This is a genomic window from Enterobacter sp. DC4 (assembly GCF_000568095.1).
GTDB classification, from domain to species: Bacteria; Pseudomonadota; Gammaproteobacteria; order Enterobacterales; family Enterobacteriaceae; genus Enterobacter; species Enterobacter pseudoroggenkampii.
Genome location: NZ_AZUB01000002.1, coordinates 183,404 through 199,578, shown reverse-complemented (window position 1 = coordinate 199,578; position 16,175 = coordinate 183,404). Strand labels below are relative to the sequence as shown.

Below are 16,175 nucleotides of genomic sequence, written 5' to 3'. Positions count from 1 at the left end.
CAGTATTCAGCGATGTCGACGATCTGATCGCCGACATCGCTGTGATATTTCACTGGCCGCCCTCCGAAATGCACAGCATGGAGTTGCGCGAGCTGATGGCCTGGCGCGAACGGGCGGCCATCAGAAGCGGTAACCATGAGAAGGAGGATGACGACGATGGATCTTAGTATTCGCGTTGCGTTCAGTGCAATTGACAAGCTCACCCGCCCGGTCAGCGCCGCCAGTAAAGCCATTGGCGGCCTTTCTGACTCCCTCAAAAAAACACAGTCTTCCATCAGAGACCTGGAAAAAAGCGCAACGTCATTTGATAAGCTGCGCTCGCAAGCCAATGACACTGCGCAGAAGCTGAAAAGCACCCAGCGGGCCTTTGACGGTCTCAACCAGAAACAACGCGAAGGCGGCCAGCTTACTGAAGCCCAGACGGCGCGACTTGAGTCACTTCGCACCAAACTTTCCCGGCTGACTGAAACCTACAGCAGGCAAACGACGCAGCTGCGCACAGCTGCGCAGGCAGTGCGCCAGCATGGGGTTAACCTCACCACCGGCAGCGGCGCCATTCAGAGTGCCATCAGGCGTACGGAGCAATACAACCAGACACTTGAGCGCGAACATCGCCAGCTGGCAGCTACCCAAAAAGCACAGGCCGGGTATGATCGAGCTAAAGAAACTGCTGGCAAGCTTCGCGGGGCAGGCATGGGGATGATGCTCGGCACCGCTGCTGCGGGCTACGCTGGCGGATCATTCCTGGCGCCTGCGATTGGTTTCGACGAGGAAATGTCACGCGTCCAGGCCTTAACCCGCCTTAATAAAGACTCTTCCCAGATGGGAGATCTGCGCGCGCAGGCTAAAAAACTCGGTGCAGAAACCGCATTCACCTCACGCGATGCAGCCAGCGGTCAGGCGTTTCTTGCAATGGCTGGCTTTACCCCAGAAGCTATTCAGGCGGCATTGCCCGGCGTTCTGAATATGGCGCTGGCCGGTGGCATGGATCTTGGTGAAAGTGCCGACATCAGCTCCAACATTCTTTCGCAGTTCCGTCTCGATCCAAAGGAAATGGATCGGGTCAGTGATGTTTTGACCGCAGCATTTACCCGTACCAACACCGATTTAATGAACATCGGTGAGGCGATGAAGTACGCAGGAACCGGGATGGCCGGTCTTGGCGTTGATGTTGAACGCACAACCGCCATGATCGGTGTAATGGCGAACGTTGGCCTGCGCGGCAGTATTGCAGGTACGGGACTGCAAACCACCTTCTCGCGCCTGGCCGCGCCAACAGGCAAAGCTCAGGCAGCCCTGAAAGAATTGGGCGTTTCTGTTGCCGATGCCACCGGAAAAATGCGACCGGCCGAAGTGGTCTTATCTGATATTTATAAATCTATCAAAAAGTACGGTGACACAGACCAGCTGTCATTCTTCAAAGACATAGCAGGTGAGGAAGCAGCAAAGTCATTTCAGGCGCTGGTTAGATCGGCTGGTAGCGGTGAGCTACAAAAACTCCTTGCCGATTTGCGCGGCTCTCAGGGTGAAGCTCAGAAGGCAGCGAAGGTCATGGCTGACAACCTCAGCGGTGATCTGAAAAACCTGGACAGCGCATGGGAGGGTTTCCGCATTCAGGTTGAGGAAACAACCGATGGCCCACTACGCTCTCTCACTCAGGGGCTCAGTGATTTAATTACGGCCGCCAGCGCCTGGGTTAAAGAAACCCCCCTTCTGACACAGACATTTATCCTGATTGGCGGCGCAATCATGGTATTTGTCGGCGCTCTTGGTATCGCAAGTTTCACAGCGAGCTTCATTCTCGGTCCGCTGGCGAAGCTCCGACTGGCCTTAAGAATGATTGGCATATCATCGATCACGGCGACCAGCTGCGTATCAACGCTTAGCGTTGCGTTCTCAGGGTTACGGGTCATTCTCGCCTCGTTACTCGGCGTCCCAGGCCTGATTGTTGCGGCATTTGTTGCCGCTGGCCTGCTTATATTGCGATTCTGGGAGCCTATCAAGGCGTTTTTCTCTGGTCTGTTTACTGGTATCAGTCTGGGTCTGTCACCACTGATTCAGTCGTTTTCGTTTTTAATCCCATTGTTTGATGCAATTGGCGTCGGCGTATCTAAGTTATGGAGCTGGTTTAGCCAGTTATTCACCCCTATAGACTTTTCTCGTGATGCGCTGGACAAATGCGCCAGTGCCGGGAAAACATTTGGTGAGGTGCTCGGTGCCGCATTGAATTTACTCTTTACCCCCCTGCGACTGCTGACTGAAGGAGTCAGCCTTTTGCTGGAAAAGCTGGGTTTAATTCCATCTGGAATTGACGCTGCGAGAGCCAAAGTCAACGATCTCGCGCCCAAAAAACCAGTTTCATGGGAGTGGGACCCACAGCAAAAGAAAATGGTCCAGAAGGAATGGAACTGGTCCCCCAAAAAAGCAGAGTCGCCAGTTGCTACTGGCGCACCACCTGCGGCCTCGCCGCTATCAGGAAATACCGGTACGCAACGACGCCTGCAAAGCATCGCAGACAATACAAAAGCAACCGCTGACAACACCAAGAAAGTCGGGCCGGGTGACATTATTTTCAAAAACCTGCCGCGTGCTCTGGCTTTGCGTGGCGCATATCAGGAAGCGCGCGTTACACCGCAATCAGTACCGCGAGTGGCAACGCCCGCAGCTGGCGGCATTATTTCAGCGACAGCAGCCACACAGGCCCCGGTAACAGCTCCCGGTACCGCTCCGACCGGCGGCGCCCCAATTTTTAACATTATCTTTAACGATGTTGGTAAGCGCACGGATCAGGAGCTGGAAAGAATGATGCGCAATGTTTTGCGTGATGCAATGGCCAGCACCGGCAGAATTAACCGTGGTTCTTTCCGCGACAGAGATTAGGTGACGATTATGATGATGGTTTTTGGAATGTTCGTTTTTATGCTTCGCACCACCCCTTACCAGCAACTCCAGCACTCGCAGGAGTGGAGGCACGTAAAAAACGAGCGAGTTAACCAGTCAGCTGGCTGGCAGTACATTGGCGCTGGTGATGACAATATAACGCTGTCAGGCGTCCTTTACCCGGAAATCACCGGTGGAAATCTCTCGCTGTCAGCCCTTGAAACTATTGGCTACGCAGGGCGCCCATGGCCCCTTATTGAGGGTACGGGGCGTATTTATGGAATGTACGTTTTAACACGTCTGGAGCGGGGCAAGTCCGAGTTCGACCGATTTGGGAATCCAAAAAAAATCGAATTTACCCTCAGCCTGAGCCGTGTCGATGCGGATTACAGGGAGAAGCTGCAAAGCTCGACCGTCAGCGATGCCCTTGCCGGGTTAAAGACGAGTGCAAATAATGCGATAAACCAGGTGAAAGACTCGCTCAACGGTCTGTTTTAGTGATGCCTTAAGCCCCTTCATGTTCCCTTCTTGCTGAAGGGAACATTTTATAAAGCGTCGACATTCCGACATCAAAAATAATAGCCACCCGCTGTCTTTTCTCCCCTGCGGCGATCAGTCTTCCCGCCTGGATGCCATAGCCCCTCGCATTGTATCGAGCATCGTTATTTCTGGCTGTACTGCAGGTTAGGTACCGCACCGTCAGAAGTAACCATGTCTTCCGGAAAACGTTCGCTTCTAACTGAGGCGGGGAGGAGGCAACGAAAGACGATGTTTCTTAGATGGAAAAATATCGGGCATTGCTGATGCGCGTATACAGCAAAACCCGGATGGTTTAAACCTCTGGAGAGGCAGGCCAGACAACCTTATCAGGGGCTGTTAGCACATCAACCGACTTAACCTCATTCTTATAAGCCATCCAGGCTGATAATTTTGACTTGTCTGTTTCGCTGATTTCATCGAGCATCAGCTCAGTTCTCCAGTCACGCATTACATCATCTGCTTGAGTAAGGAGTTGCTGGCGCTCAATTTGGAGGGCCTGTATAAGCTCTTCCTTGGTTGGTGGAGGTACATCTACCCAGCAAGGCATTCCTTCGACATCAGTACCTCGCATTTTCCCCTGGGGTGGGTTGGCCGTGAATTTAAGATATACTTCTTCGCTGACCTCAACAAATGAATCGGGCCAAGATTTAGCGGCCTCATAATCATCCTGCATTGATAATGGGTAAAAAAAACCGTTTGAATATGCGTACATATTAGTATCCTGTTGCAACCCAACTGATGGAAGAATCAACCCTTGTGGCATTGTTATTCCATGCCTGCACTGTAAAACCAGTTTTCCCAACTCCAGAAAAGTTAATAATCACTGGGGTAATGTTATTATTTCTTTCATTTGCGGCGATTGACGTGCATGCATTCGGGAACGGTATAGGGTACGTCACATTAGCGCCGTTGGTTGTTGTGTTTCCAGCCCCCCATTGAGTAATAATCCCGGTGCTCTCATCTTTATGCCAACCATTCACAGCGAGACTTGCTGTATTTTTTTTGTTGAACCCATTATCAATGTATGACTTTTGGTTTGCGATCTGGCTTGCAATGTACTGTTTCAGGCTAACGCCTGCCCCCCATGCACTACCAAAAAGATTTCCGGTCTGGTCTAGCCAGGCATTGGAACCACTATAGACATTACCACCTGCCTTTAAGTCCCCTGTTAATCCAATTACCCCGGTGCGGGTATTAAGATAGATGCGTGTAATCTGATCATACGTGCATGGAAAGCCGATACCATTCCATGAGGCGAGTTCAATATTATTCCCTGAAAACCCTGCGTTATCCTCTGAAGAGTGCCGTAAAAAATAGGTATCATTATCAAGAATTAAAGCTCCTGATAAAATGGTCATGTAGCCGATAGACTTAATGCCAGTATTTGTTAATTCAGCAATTTTTTGATTGTTTGCGTAAATGCCAATTACGCCGTCTGACTCAAAGATAAAACCACTATCTGAATCCCCGATATTGATCGCAGGTTTCGAACCATCAAATAAGCCTGCACCTAATGTACCAATACTGATACGCTTTGATGGGTTCAGGGTTTCGTTTAAACCAAGGTTTTGGAGAAACTTCGCCACGTCAGGAATATCCGCACCGTTTTGGCTTTTCTGCATCGCCCCGGTAATTCGAGCATCATCCCCCGAGGCTACCGTTCCGGCCGTTGTTCCGACATTTCGCGTCGAGCTGTCACCCAGCTCTAAATTCTGCCGTGCTAATGCGGTATTGGGTAAGTCCGACAGGTTGCGATCTTTTGCCAGCCGTGCGCTCCCGTTATCCATCGCAATTTTAACGGCCTTCGGTGTTGCCGCCTGCGATTCGCTGTCACTGGTCACACTGCTGCTGAGCTGCACAAACCCTTTCTCTGTCGTTGACGCATCCGGGTGATTACGTGACTGCTCATGCGCGCGCAGCTGACTGTCAACATACTGGCGTGTTGCCAGTACAACAGCCGGATCAATCTTCAATGTAACGGCTTCGGTGCTACTGACAATCAGGATCACGCGAATAACCTGAACGCGCCCGCTCCCCTCCTGCAACTGAGGCTTATAGGTTTCAGCGCAATTGGCAATCGCCACCATATCACCATCTTTATCGAAAAGACCGATCTCACGAATCCACCACCCGCCGACGTCTTCCGGTATAACCTGTTCTGCAATGATCTGGCTGGCGTACTCCGGGTCCACCGTCAGCATATTCAGAGGGGCGCGGCGCAACTCATGTACGAGGGCAGTCTGTGCCGGATTCGGTGTAGGCAGTACACCATTGCCATCACCAACGGCCATCTGGGTAATCTCAACTTTCGTACCCAACGCCGTGGCTTTTGCCAGCTTTGCCGCCCCGATATTGGTTAACAGGGCAAGATATTTAGTCGCCACTTGCGATCTCCACGGTATCAATTAAATGGATTGCTGCGCCGGTGTAGTCATTGCCACCCACAGCGATAGTTTCAGGAAAATAGGGATATACCGTCAGCGTATCGCCCACGTAACACCCCGCCCCTATCTCGATATAACCCTGCGACTGAAGCGAAAGTGAAAGGCCAGTGAGATGACGGCTTCTCGGTTTCGCATCGTCGATCAGGCGCTCAAGCTCCCGATAAGTTTCCTCGGTGATCCCCCCATCCTGAATGCCGATTTCAAGCCGGAAAGTGCCTGGCTCCTCGCCGTTCTGCCACCACTCAATCACCCTCAGCAAATAGCCGAAAGGTTCAACAACGCGCCTCAGCGCTGAAATCGTGCCTTTGTGGCGATGGACAAGCCAGGAGGCTTTTATTACCTGCCTCTTGGTCTGTTCAGACCAGCGCTTATCCCAGCGATCAACAGACAGCGCCCAGGCCAGATAGGGTAAAAACTCCACGGGGCATTCATCCGGATTCCAGAGTTTTCGAAGGTCGACAGGAATACTGCTGATCCGCGCCGCCGGTTTCTCCGCATTCCGCATGAAAGTGCTGGCCGAAGGCGGCAGGAGGCTGTTATTCATCCGTTCCTCCTACGCCGATGGTGTGCGAAATACACCGTGCCGCCTGGGTATCATCGATCACAATGTCTTCCTGAGGGTTCAGCAAGACTACGCGCTGCACCCCCTGCACATGCAGAGCGGCCATAATTGCCGAACGCGCAACATCGCGACCGATTTTCCCCTGCGCTCCCAGCCATGTCCGCAGTGCATCATCTGCCGCACTCAGGATCGGCTCAGATTCCGGCCCCGGATAGAGATAAAGCAGAGCGTCAATTTCATAATTCACAATCTCCGCTGACTGGACGGTTAGCCGGTCGGCGACAGGCCGCTTATCATCCGCTGAGAGCGTGTCGTTTACTGTTGCGATCAGCTCGTCGCTCGCCGTGCCATCCCCTTCGGTAGACAGAATGGACACGACGACAACAGCGGGTGAGGGGCTGGTTGCCCTGGCATCTGCAACTTTACCGCTGGCACTCTTCGCAAAATATTCGTATGCCCCGGTAGGGCCAGCAACGCTCAACCCTTCAAAAGCGGATTGCGCACGCAGACGCAGTGCGGTATCGCTTTCCATCTCTGCATCGGTGGTTTCGGTAGCCGGAATGCGAACCAGGCGCTCGGTGTTCAGGTTTCCCGCAAGGTTATCAAGATCGGTGGAGACGGAATGGCTCAACATGCAGGCCGCAGCACCCTCATTGATTCGCTGGCGCAGCATTAATTCCCGGTAGGCAATTACCTGCGCCAGTATGGTCAGGGGTTCAGACTCAAGTTTTAACGCAGCGGCAACAGAAGCCTGTTGTTCATCAGGGAAAGCCGCGATCATGACGGCTTTGACATCCGCCAGAATCACTTCAAAATCCAGCGCCTCAATAATTTGCGGCGGCGGTAGCTGCGCCAAATCAACTGTTGCCATTGCTGCTTTTCCTGAGTGTTAAGGTTGTCGTCTGCTGTTCCATAGATTCCGTCAGAGCCCCTGACAATCCCGCCTCCACTGCTCCGGACTGCGAATAACGCACATCCACGATGCTCAGCGTGATCCGCGGTTCCCATGTCGCCAGCGCAATAACCACTGCGCTCATCAGCTGCATGCGTGTAACGTCGTTTTGCGGACCATCAATCAGATCAGGAACGAGAGAGCCGTAGTCACGGCGCATGACCCGCGATCCAATCGGGGTGTTAAGAATGTCACTGGCTGACTGCCACACGTGGGCGGCATCCGTCAGCGTTCCCGTGCCATCAGGATTCATCCCGGTATAGCGCACCGTCACTTCGTGCCCTCCGTCCAGCTTCCGCCACGCTGCACGGCACCATGACCATGATCATCAACCTGGACACCGTTTGAGATGAAAGCACCGCCAGTATGCGTAAAGTCCCCCTGCATTTTGCCGCCTTCCGTAACGGTGAAATTTTTGGTTTTCAGCATCTCGGTACACTCGACCAGCGGCGTTTTCAGCAAGACCTTAACCGACGCCTCAACCGTTGCTGATTTAATACCGCTGACCTGCAAAGCCCCTGCTTCTGCGCTATAGCGAAACTTCGCGCCATCCGGCGCGGTCACGATCATTTCTTTTGCCGATATGCCTGGCGCCGGATTGTCGTTGCTGTAAAGACTTCCCCCGATGATCGCAGCGGTAGTGTTACCCCCAAGGCACAGGAACCATACCTGCTCGCCAACAGACGGCGGCACCCAGAAGCTGAAAGCGCCTGCACGCTGTGCATTCCAGCGCAGCCAGGTGGAATCCAGTTCTCCGCTTTTTACCCTTACCCGCCACTTTTCCTCGTCAATCTCCGTCACCGTACCGGTGCGAACGATGTTTTCCAGCAGGCGAATGACTTCAGCCAGATCCATCAGCTCACCCCCAGAGAATCAATGACCTGCCTGGCAATAGCCATGCGGTCCGCCTTGCTCAGGCCGAGCAACTCACGGCGCGGATAGCTTGCCATCGCGCCACTGTCGTTTACCCGGTCCCGCAGTCCGTACTGGTGAACGCGGGCAATGCGGGCAACTGCACCAGAAAAACCAACTACAGCCCCCTCAGAAGTGGCGCTTGCTTTCAGAAAGCGAGCTGTGCGCAGTCGGCGAAACATAGGATCGCTTTTCGTGGTATCGCGGCGCGTCTCGCTGGCGTTGAGTTCAAGGTAACGCTCAATATCCGCACGATAGAACGAACGCACGGCACCTTTCCCTTCATCAAATCCGGTCAGCATACGCCCGCGACTTCCACGGGTTGCCCGCCAGTTGCGCAGATGGCGCTCTTCCCCTTCCCAGATAAAGCCGATCTCAGCGCGTGACTTCAGTACGCGACGGCGGCGCTTCGGGTATTTCGTACCATCCGGATCCGTCTGCTTACCGATGCGCTGGCTCTGACTTCGACGTAGGGCAGTCGCTATTCCGCGCGCTGTACGCAACCGGCGTGCTGGTGCCATTGCAGACAGGATGTCTGCAAAAACCTGATCGAGTTGATGAAACAGCGCGGCATCATCGGTCATGCCAGCTCTCCTCCGCCAAATACCACTTCCCACTCACCGCCATAGATGCGCGGGCGGTCTTCGCTCAGGTGCTTCGCGACGGGCTTCCCGTCAACGGTTTCCACCATGACGCGCTCCCAGACCGGCACCTTGAACAGAAGATCGGCCAGGTCGTCGCTGATAATGTCAGCGTCAAACTCCACCTTGCGGTTATTGTCAGGATTCAGCAGTAAATCAGGCTGATATTGCCAGGCCCAGGCCATGATCGGCAGCATCAGGTCATCAACCGCCCCTGGGAATTCCACGGCGAGAATATTGATGGTGTAGAGGTACATGAAAGACGGTTCGCCGGTCGCTTCAATCCCTATATTGCCTTTTTCCACCCAGACGGTGATTTGCTCCGGGTTGGCCTTACACCAGGTGTTACCGGCTATCAGGGCTTCACGCATCAACTCTGCTTTTTTCACTTTATCCCCCTGGCGATTCGCCGCAGTTCCAGCTCTCTGATACCCGCCTTATCGGCGTTGCATGTGTCCAGCGCATCCAGCAGCGCATCGGACCACGGAGCGAGGCTCCCGTATGTCATTGGTTTTGGCGGTGCTGGCGTTTCAGTTTTTGCCGTCAGGCTTTCCGGTAAAGGTTCCTGAATAATCACCGGCGCTGACTTCGGCGGCTCGCTGGTACAGGCTGTCAGCCACACGGTCAGGCACAGGCACAGCGGCGCATTTATCACCGGCCAGCTCAGTTTTGATATTTTCACGGCGCTTTTCCCCTGTATCGCTACGCTTCTGAGTCAGTGTTTTCAGACCAGCGGCCACTTCGTTCACGTCGTTACGTAACGCCCTGACCTCGGCCAGCACATCACCGGTTTGCTTAAGCTTCTGGTTGGCTTCTCCAAGGGCCGTCTCTGCAGCCTCTCGCTTACTGCTCTCCAGCGTCAGCCTGACACCTGCGATGACCAGCAGAAGGGAAATAAAAACGGTAAAAACACCCAGCGCTTTCATTTCGTCCCCTTCAGTTCAGGCTCTGAGAGGCACCAGTCCCGAAACTCTTCCCGGCGCTTTACCAGCCCCGGCAGACGATTTCCGCCGGAGTTGACAAAGTCTGTGAGTCGCTCGCAAACGCCCTGCCAGTTGCCATCCTGCGCATTGCGCCAGATTGTTGTTCTGACCTTCTGGCCCTTTTTGTTGGTGTACCAGCCAAGACCACCACAACCGACATTAAATACGCCGTCAGTCAGCGCTTCGAAAACACGTTGTGGTGCAGCTGTGCCATTAAATTCGCGGTTTACGCATTTCTCAGCACGAAACAGGTCATTCACCCATCGCTCGGCGATCTCGCGCTCGGCGTATTCGCGGTTCTGCACGTTGCTGGTCGACCCCATGCCTACGGTCAGCACACCTGCCGGGCAGTAATACGGCGTCTTTCGGCAATCCTCGTATTTCGCCATCTTCAGCTGCGCTTCAGGACTTGTACGCAGCGTCTGCGGCCAGAGTGCCGCTGCGAGAGAGGCAATCGCCGCAACAGAACAGGCAATAATTCCTCTTTTCATCGCGGTGACTCCCTGATAGTCCGAATTAACTCCTTCACGTCCTGCCGGTTCTCGGTATCGTCCCGAATCGCATCGATCAATTCATTCAGCAGAACATTATTGGTTTCATGGATGCGGGACATCCGGCGGCGATGGAGCTCACCCAGCACGGCAACCACGATCCCGGTGAGCGCAGCAATGAAAGCCAGCCAGTCCTTCTGCGTCATCATGCCGACGCCCGTCAGCAGCATCGACCAGAGGTACACCGTCCAGTTCCAGAGGCGGTTTATCAGCTCCATAATTGAACAGTCTCCTTTGTCGCAGAGGTGTCGACGTCAGGCAGTTCAACTTCCTGCCCTGCATCAAGGAAGATCTGACCGGCCAGCGAATGATTCGCAGCCAGTACGATCTCGGTCACGCCCTGGGTGATGCCGTAGTGACGCTGGCACAACAATTCCACTGTATCGCCCTGCAATGCCTTCACTTTCATCAGAACGCCTCCGCAGAGTTACGGACCACGCCCTGAATATCCGAGATAGCCCAGCGCGCATCACGCCAGTGATCATTCGCCTGGGTTGCGAGTGCGGCGGCGCGCTTCTCGCCCGCGTCGCCCGTGGTGTCAACATCGCGGAAAGTCTCGATCAGCAGGGCACGCGAGATGCTGTAAACTGCGCGGCGCCAGCGATATACCTTTACGCTCTCGTCGTTAATCACCATGGCCGGTACGGCGGCCAAACTGGCATATCCGGCCCCAATCTGTTCAGCCTGCCATTGCTTCAGCTGGTCAGCTGTGTGGGCTACGGCTTCAATGACCACCTGCTTTAAACGCGAAGTGGTAACCGCACCGGTGATCCGCATCTCCTTACGGACGTTGCTCAGCACTATCTCGGGCCAGAACTCCCCGGCGGTGACTTTCTCTCCGCCGTCATCCACGTCCGGCACATCCTCCGCAGAGGAGGTAACTGTGCGAGGGGCCACAAGGCTCATCGTGTAGTCTCCAGAAAAGGTTGGCGGTGAGCGGACGGAGAAAAGCTAACGCGATGCGTTGCAGATCTCCGCCCACGCCGCCAGCGCACGGGGCGCAAGTCGGTTATTTTTTATCGGCGGTGGGCTTTTTCGTCGTTTTTTTGCGGGCCACCGTTTTACGTGTTGCGCTGCCAGGGTTGTTTTTGGTGGCTGGCTTTTTGGCAGCTGGCACCGTCACTTCCGGCGTTGCTGCAGCCTGATTATTGCCCCCTTCGTCCCCGCTCTGGTCTGCCCCCTCACCGCCTGATGCATTTTCCGCAGAGGCTTTTTTTACCTGCCTGGCAAGCTTATCGATCAGCTTTTTCACCCCGGCGCCAGAGTCGAGATTCAGCGCGCGGCGCAACAGCTCCAGCGCAGTCGCCTGTTCATCCGCAGTGCCGTTGCACAATGCAAAAGCCCGGGCTTTATACAGCTTGGCCCGGACGACATCAGGCATATCGCTGTTTTCAGTGATCTCCTGGACCTCATCGAGCACCGCCAGATATGGCTTAACATCAGTGCTGTCATCCGCCTTGACCTGCACTAAGATGGGATCGCAAATCTCATCGACCAGAGCTGTCGCAGCCGTGCGGTTAAACCGGTCTGGCATTGCCAGGTTGTGCGCGATGACATACCGCCCGATGCGCACGGCCAGCGGATACTCCCGAATATCAATCGCCCAAATCATCAGGCGTGTGATCACTTCATCCTGTCGCCCGCTGTCTCCCTCCAGCGTCCCTTCAATCCACCCCTCGTAATTGGGTAGCAGCTGGCGTTTAAGCGCGGCTTTTGCCTGTTCGCCCTGAATTTTCTTCAGCGCACTCATATCCATACGCATGCGGTGCAGAATTTGCTCGTGCGCAGTACGCGCCGTTTCTGATAGATCATCTGCCTTGCCATGGCGTTCAGCCATGACGCGTTGAAAATGTCGTTGTGCCGGTGTCAGCATTGTTTCTTCCCCGATGAACGGCGGGCCGAAGCCCGCCAGTGTGCGGTTATGCGCCGCCTGCCGGCGCCTCGGCAAAGGTAATGCCGTCAATAAATGCGACGTTGCCGTAGTCCTCGATCACAAAGTCATCATTCGATGACTGATAGGTCGCAATACGGTTGTATTCCGGCTCTTCCTTGATCGTCCGGCGCAGTCCACCGCGCTGGTAGTACACGGACAGGTTTTTAAATGGCGTGATCAGTACGCCATTGACCGGGAAGTACGGCGCGATGAAGGTCGGCATGTTGCCGACACGTTCCTGCGCAACAATCAGCTGACCGGCCAGCATTTCGGTGTTCGGGTTGGTCTGGCTCATGGCGTTAATCGCCGGGAAGTTGCCGGTGGTCAACAGGTCGCCCGCCAGGATCACCACGTTGTCAGGATTACGTTTGTGCCATTCATCCATCAGGCTGTTTTTGGCGTCGTACACCGCCGCGCCCAGGTTGCCGTAAGTCCCTTTCGCAATAACCTTGTTATCTTCATCACGGGAGGTGATCGTGACGCCGGAAATCACGCGGTGTGAGGCTTCAGTACGGATTTTCTCCAGCCAGCCAATGCCACAGTCCTGCAACAGCGGGTTAGCCGCGCGGTCTGATGGATCGCTGTATTTGGTGCCGTTGAAACCGATCATGATGCGGTCAAGTGACATCTGGCGAGCCATCGCCTTGCTGATTAGAGGCTGGAATTCCGGCATGTGCGCCCAGGCATCAAGCTGTTCATAGCTGATCCCGTAGTCGTAGTTGACCTTGCGGCACATGTAATCAAACGGCTCCATTGAATGGTTAGCCCCTGGATTACGACGGTTGGTGGTGCTGTTGTTAACGCCAGCCATCGGGCCTTTGCTGCCAATCAGCACTTTCTGACCAATCTGCTGATTAACGCCAAACACGTTAATTTTGCTCAGGAAAGAATCACTCTCCTGTGCGGCCTGCTCCAGGCGCTGCTGACGCGCCGGGTCTACCGCAAATTTCGCAGCGACTGCCGCAGTCGATACGCCGTTTAACTGCGCCTGGCGCGCAATGTACTGATCAAACAGCTGGCGGGTATTGTTTTCCATGTTCTCTGCTCTCGTAGTGGATATCAGTAATCAGCCAGCTGCGCGTTGGCGCCGCCGTTCGCAGGTGGTCGCTGACTGAAGGAAGCTTCAGTGCTCCCCAGCTTCTGGCGCAGCTCCGCAAGCTCAGTGGTCAGCTTCTGGATAGCGGCCTTATCCTCCTGGCGCTCCTGCTCTGCGGCACTGAAGCGATCAATTTGCTCGGATTGCGATTGAGCCACGGCCTCAACGACCTGATGCATCTGACTGAAGCGCTGATCGTCCGTTTTCTGACCTTTTCCAATAATGCTCATCACGCGATTAAACCACCTGGCACCTTCATCGCTGCGCTGGGCGGTCAGCTCGATCACCTCTGCTTCAAGCGCTTCGGTGAACATCGGCGCCTCACCCTGCTGGTTATTGAAGGCCATCACCGATGCACGCTGCTGTGAGGCAAATTTAAGACGCTCAGTGCCCAGGCTCGCCGGGGTATCGGTCATTGCCAACCCGACAACATAGGCTTTGCCGTTGAGGGCAAACTGCGGATGCAGCTCAATACTGGAATAGACTTTTTGCCCTTTGTCGGTCATCTGCACCATGCGCTCGGATGGTTCGATTTCGGCATAAAGCGCGGTGCGCCCCGCCAGTGCACCTTCGGTGATGTCTTCAGTGCTGAGGGCTACCACATCCCCCATCGCCCCAAAATCGCTGTTCGGGAACATAGAGAGATAGTGCTCAATGTTGACCCGCGCGCCATACACCTCTGGGTTGTAATTTGCTGCCGCATCGCGAAGGTGCTGCGGTTGAATTTCGCGCCCGTCAACGGTATTTCCGGAGACGGCCACGCGAAACTTCTTACGTGGTTTTGCTGTGCCTGCCATGTTCGTTTACTCGCTTGTTTTCTGAGTTCCCGGAGATGATGGCAGGGGGACGCATCCCCCCTCAACGCGTTGTTGTTGTGAGCGGAGCACTACAACCTAAAGCGAGCGCAAGGGTACGCGCGCGCGGGTTAATCTCCCCGGCAGGAAGCGAGGAGGATTAATGGCGATTGAAGAAGCATTCATCATGCAGCGTGCACGACAGCTTTACTGGCAGGGCTACCCGCCAGCAGAGATCGCACGCCTGATGGGGATCAACCAGAACACGGTTTACTCATGGAAAAAGCGAGATGAATGGGACGCCACACCGCCGATCCAGCGCGTGACAACATCCATTGATGCCAGGCTAATTCAGCTCACTGGCAAAGACAAAAAGACCGGCGGTGATTTCAAAGAGATTGACCTGCTCACCCGTCAGCTGAAAAAGCTGGATAACGGCACAGCAGCCACCCAGCCGAAGAAAAAGATCCGCAAAAAGCAAAACTATTTCTCAGAGTCGCAGATTGCCGCGCTGCGGGAGAACATTCTCGGCTCTCTGCACTGGCACCAGAAAGGGTGGTATGACAATCACCACTGGCGCAACCGCATGATCCTGAAAAGCCGTCAGGTTGGCGCGACGTGGTATTTCGCACGTGAAGCTCTGGTGCGCGCCCTGTCTGAGGATGTGAAATACAAGCATCAGCGCAACCAAATCTTTTTATCGGCAAGCCGCCGCCAGGCGTACCAGTTTCGTAGTTTCATTCGCTCGGCCGCCGAAGAAGTTGACGTGGAGCTCAAGGGCGGCGACATGATCCAGCTGTTCAACGGCGCCGAGCTGCATTTTCTTGGCACGTCAGCGGCTACCGCTCAGTCATACACGGGCAACCTGTATTTCGACGAATTCTTTTGGGTAGGCCAGTTTGCCAACCTGAAAAAAGTCGCGGGCGCCATGGCAACGCTAAAAGGCCTAACGCGTACCTATTTCTCCACCCCTTCAGCCGAAAGCCATGAGGCTTATCCATTCTGGACAGGTGAAGCATTTAACAAAGGTCGCAGCCATGGCAAGCGCATTGAGTTTGATACATCCTGGAAAACACTTAACAGCGGCCTGATGTGCCCGGACAAGATCTGGAGGCAGATTGTCACGTTGCAGGATGCTATCGACCATGGATGGGATCTGACTGATATCGACGAAATCCGGGAAGAGAACAGCCCGGAGGAATACGACAACCTGTACGGATGCCAGTTCATCAAAAGCGGTGAAAGCGCCTTTGACTATAACAGGCTACTGGCATGCGGCGCTGATGGTTATGACGACTGGCCCGACTGGCGGCCATATGCGGCCCGCCCCATGGCTGATCGTCCCGTCTGGATTGGCTACGACCCGAACGGCGCCAGCGGCAAGGGGGACAGTGGAGCCATATCCGTTAACGCTGTGCCGATGGTGCCCGGCGGCAAGTTCCGCACGATTGAGACACTACGCATACGAGGGATGGAGTTCGAAGAGCAGGCCAATCTCATTATCGGCATGCTCACCCGGTACAACGTGCAGCACATTGGGATCGATGGCACCGGTATTGGTGAAGCGGTTTATCAGCTGGTTAAAAAGCATTTCCCGGCAGCGGTTTGTTACCAGTTCTCACCGTCCAGCAAGCGAATGCTCGTGCTGAAGATGCAACAGCTGATTCGTGGCGGGCGCTGGGAGTTTGACCGTGGTGAACTTGACCTGGTTGGTGCATTCAACTCTGTCCGCAAGATCGTTACCCCTGGCGGCGTTGTCACTTACGACACGGACCGCTCTCGCGGCGTCAGTCATGGCGATCTCGCATGGGCGACGATGCTTGCCACCATTAACGAACCGCTGGGACAAGAAGGCGGCAGCAGTATGACAGTTACGGAGTATTAACC

General features: G+C 54.6%; 21 protein-coding genes and 1 pseudogene. 4 read left to right on the top strand and 18 right to left on the bottom strand.

All coding sequences use genetic code 11. From position 1 onward, the window contains the following. Positions 1-23: 23 nt before the first annotated feature. From P349_RS25250 to P349_RS17270, 3 genes are read left to right on the top strand one after another with little or no spacing between them, the layout of a single operon-like run. Positions 24-167, top strand: coding sequence for a GpE family phage tail protein (locus tag P349_RS25250; RefSeq protein WP_039268621.1), 144 nt, complete (start codon positions 24-26; stop codon positions 165-167). Then, positions 157-2,880, top strand: a complete 2,724-nt coding sequence (locus P349_RS17265; RefSeq protein WP_050597480.1) for a phage tail tape measure protein — start codon at positions 157-159, stop codon at positions 2,878-2,880. Before P349_RS25250 ends, P349_RS17265 begins: the two co-directional genes overlap by 11 nt. Positions 2,881-2,889: 9 nt before the next feature. Beyond that, a complete protein-coding gene (locus P349_RS17270; protein WP_023307196.1) occupies positions 2,890-3,378 on the top strand; it encodes a phage tail protein in 489 nt (162 codons plus the stop codon). A gap of 7 nt (positions 3,379-3,385) precedes the next feature. Here the strand turns inward: P349_RS17270 and P349_RS26615 are convergent. From P349_RS26615 to P349_RS17345, 18 genes and pseudogenes are all read right to left on the bottom strand, one after another. Continuing rightward, positions 3,386-3,508: pseudogene (locus P349_RS26615) on the bottom strand (helix-turn-helix domain-containing protein); the annotation flags it as partial. 204 nt (positions 3,509-3,712) lie between these two features. After that, complete coding sequence (locus P349_RS17275) at positions 3,713-4,132, bottom strand: tail fiber assembly protein (protein WP_032646270.1); 420 nt, start codon at positions 4,130-4,132, stop codon at positions 3,713-3,715. Position 4,133: 1 nt separating this feature from the next. Beyond that, positions 4,134-5,804 (bottom strand): phage tail-collar fiber domain-containing protein, encoded by a 1,671-nt coding sequence (locus P349_RS26755; protein WP_238550716.1) that lies wholly within the window; start codon positions 5,802-5,804, stop codon positions 4,134-4,136. After that, complete coding sequence (locus tag P349_RS17280) at positions 5,794-6,408, bottom strand: phage tail protein I (protein WP_032646271.1); 615 nt, start codon at positions 6,406-6,408, stop codon at positions 5,794-5,796. Before P349_RS17280 ends, P349_RS26755 begins: the two co-directional genes overlap by 11 nt. Further along, positions 6,401-7,297: a baseplate assembly protein gene (locus P349_RS17285; RefSeq protein WP_032646272.1), complete on the bottom strand. Its 897-nt coding sequence runs from the start codon at positions 7,295-7,297 to the stop codon at positions 6,401-6,403. The genes P349_RS17280 and P349_RS17285 overlap by 8 nt, the downstream gene beginning before the upstream one ends. Next, positions 7,284-7,652, bottom strand: a complete 369-nt coding sequence (locus P349_RS17290; RefSeq protein WP_010835080.1) for a GPW/gp25 family protein — start codon at positions 7,650-7,652, stop codon at positions 7,284-7,286. The genes P349_RS17285 and P349_RS17290 overlap by 14 nt, the downstream gene beginning before the upstream one ends. Continuing rightward, a complete protein-coding gene (locus P349_RS17295; RefSeq protein ID WP_032646273.1) occupies positions 7,649-8,233 on the bottom strand; it encodes a phage baseplate assembly protein V in 585 nt (194 codons plus the stop codon). Before P349_RS17295 ends, P349_RS17290 begins: the two co-directional genes overlap by 4 nt. Further along, complete coding sequence (locus P349_RS17300; RefSeq protein ID WP_032646274.1) at positions 8,233-8,874, bottom strand: phage virion morphogenesis protein; 642 nt, start codon at positions 8,872-8,874, stop codon at positions 8,233-8,235. The genes P349_RS17295 and P349_RS17300 overlap by 1 nt, the downstream gene beginning before the upstream one ends. Then, positions 8,871-9,320, bottom strand: a complete 450-nt coding sequence (locus tag P349_RS17305) for a phage tail protein (protein WP_032646275.1) — start codon at positions 9,318-9,320, stop codon at positions 8,871-8,873. Before P349_RS17305 ends, P349_RS17300 begins: the two co-directional genes overlap by 4 nt. Next, a complete protein-coding gene (lysC, locus tag P349_RS27015) occupies positions 9,317-9,508 on the bottom strand; it encodes an Rz1-like lysis system protein LysC (protein ID WP_000586620.1) in 192 nt (63 codons plus the stop codon). Before lysC ends, P349_RS17305 begins: the two co-directional genes overlap by 4 nt. Beyond that, positions 9,462-9,857 (bottom strand): hypothetical protein, encoded by a 396-nt coding sequence (locus P349_RS25965; RefSeq protein ID WP_032646279.1) that lies wholly within the window; start codon positions 9,855-9,857, stop codon positions 9,462-9,464. The genes lysC and P349_RS25965 overlap by 47 nt, the downstream gene beginning before the upstream one ends. Next, positions 9,854-10,405 (bottom strand): lysozyme, encoded by a 552-nt coding sequence (locus P349_RS17315; protein WP_032646280.1) that lies wholly within the window; start codon positions 10,403-10,405, stop codon positions 9,854-9,856. Before P349_RS17315 ends, P349_RS25965 begins: the two co-directional genes overlap by 4 nt. Beyond that, positions 10,402-10,683, bottom strand: a complete 282-nt coding sequence (locus P349_RS17320) for a hypothetical protein (RefSeq protein ID WP_000420349.1) — start codon at positions 10,681-10,683, stop codon at positions 10,402-10,404. Before P349_RS17320 ends, P349_RS17315 begins: the two co-directional genes overlap by 4 nt. Continuing rightward, the gene (locus P349_RS17325; RefSeq protein WP_032646281.1) at positions 10,674-10,874 is read right to left on the bottom strand and encodes a tail protein X; all 201 of its coding nucleotides are present in this window, start codon (positions 10,872-10,874) and stop codon (positions 10,674-10,676) included. Before P349_RS17325 ends, P349_RS17320 begins: the two co-directional genes overlap by 10 nt. Continuing rightward, positions 10,874-11,371 carry a head completion/stabilization protein gene (locus tag P349_RS17330; protein WP_023305074.1) on the bottom strand — a complete coding sequence of 166 codons (498 nt, stop codon included), beginning with the start codon at positions 11,369-11,371 and terminating at the stop codon, positions 10,874-10,876. Before P349_RS17330 ends, P349_RS17325 begins: the two co-directional genes overlap by 1 nt. A gap of 103 nt (positions 11,372-11,474) precedes the next feature. Then, entirely contained in the window at positions 11,475-12,338 is an 864-nt protein-coding gene (gene gpM, locus P349_RS17335; protein ID WP_032646825.1) for a phage terminase small subunit, read from the bottom strand. Between the two features lie 46 nt (positions 12,339-12,384). Then, on the bottom strand, positions 12,385-13,434 hold the full coding sequence (locus P349_RS17340; protein WP_000430111.1) for a phage major capsid protein, P2 family: 1,050 nt from the start codon (positions 13,432-13,434) through the stop codon (positions 12,385-12,387). 23 nt (positions 13,435-13,457) lie between these two features. Further along, positions 13,458-14,291 (bottom strand): GPO family capsid scaffolding protein, encoded by an 834-nt coding sequence (locus tag P349_RS17345; protein WP_032646283.1) that lies wholly within the window; start codon positions 14,289-14,291, stop codon positions 13,458-13,460. Between the two features lie 160 nt (positions 14,292-14,451). Here P349_RS17345 and P349_RS17350 point away from each other — a divergent pair, with 160 nt between their 5' ends. Continuing rightward, on the top strand, positions 14,452-16,173 hold the full coding sequence (locus P349_RS17350) for a terminase large subunit domain-containing protein (protein ID WP_008500365.1): 1,722 nt from the start codon (positions 14,452-14,454) through the stop codon (positions 16,171-16,173). The last annotated feature ends 2 nt before the right edge of the window (positions 16,174-16,175 follow it).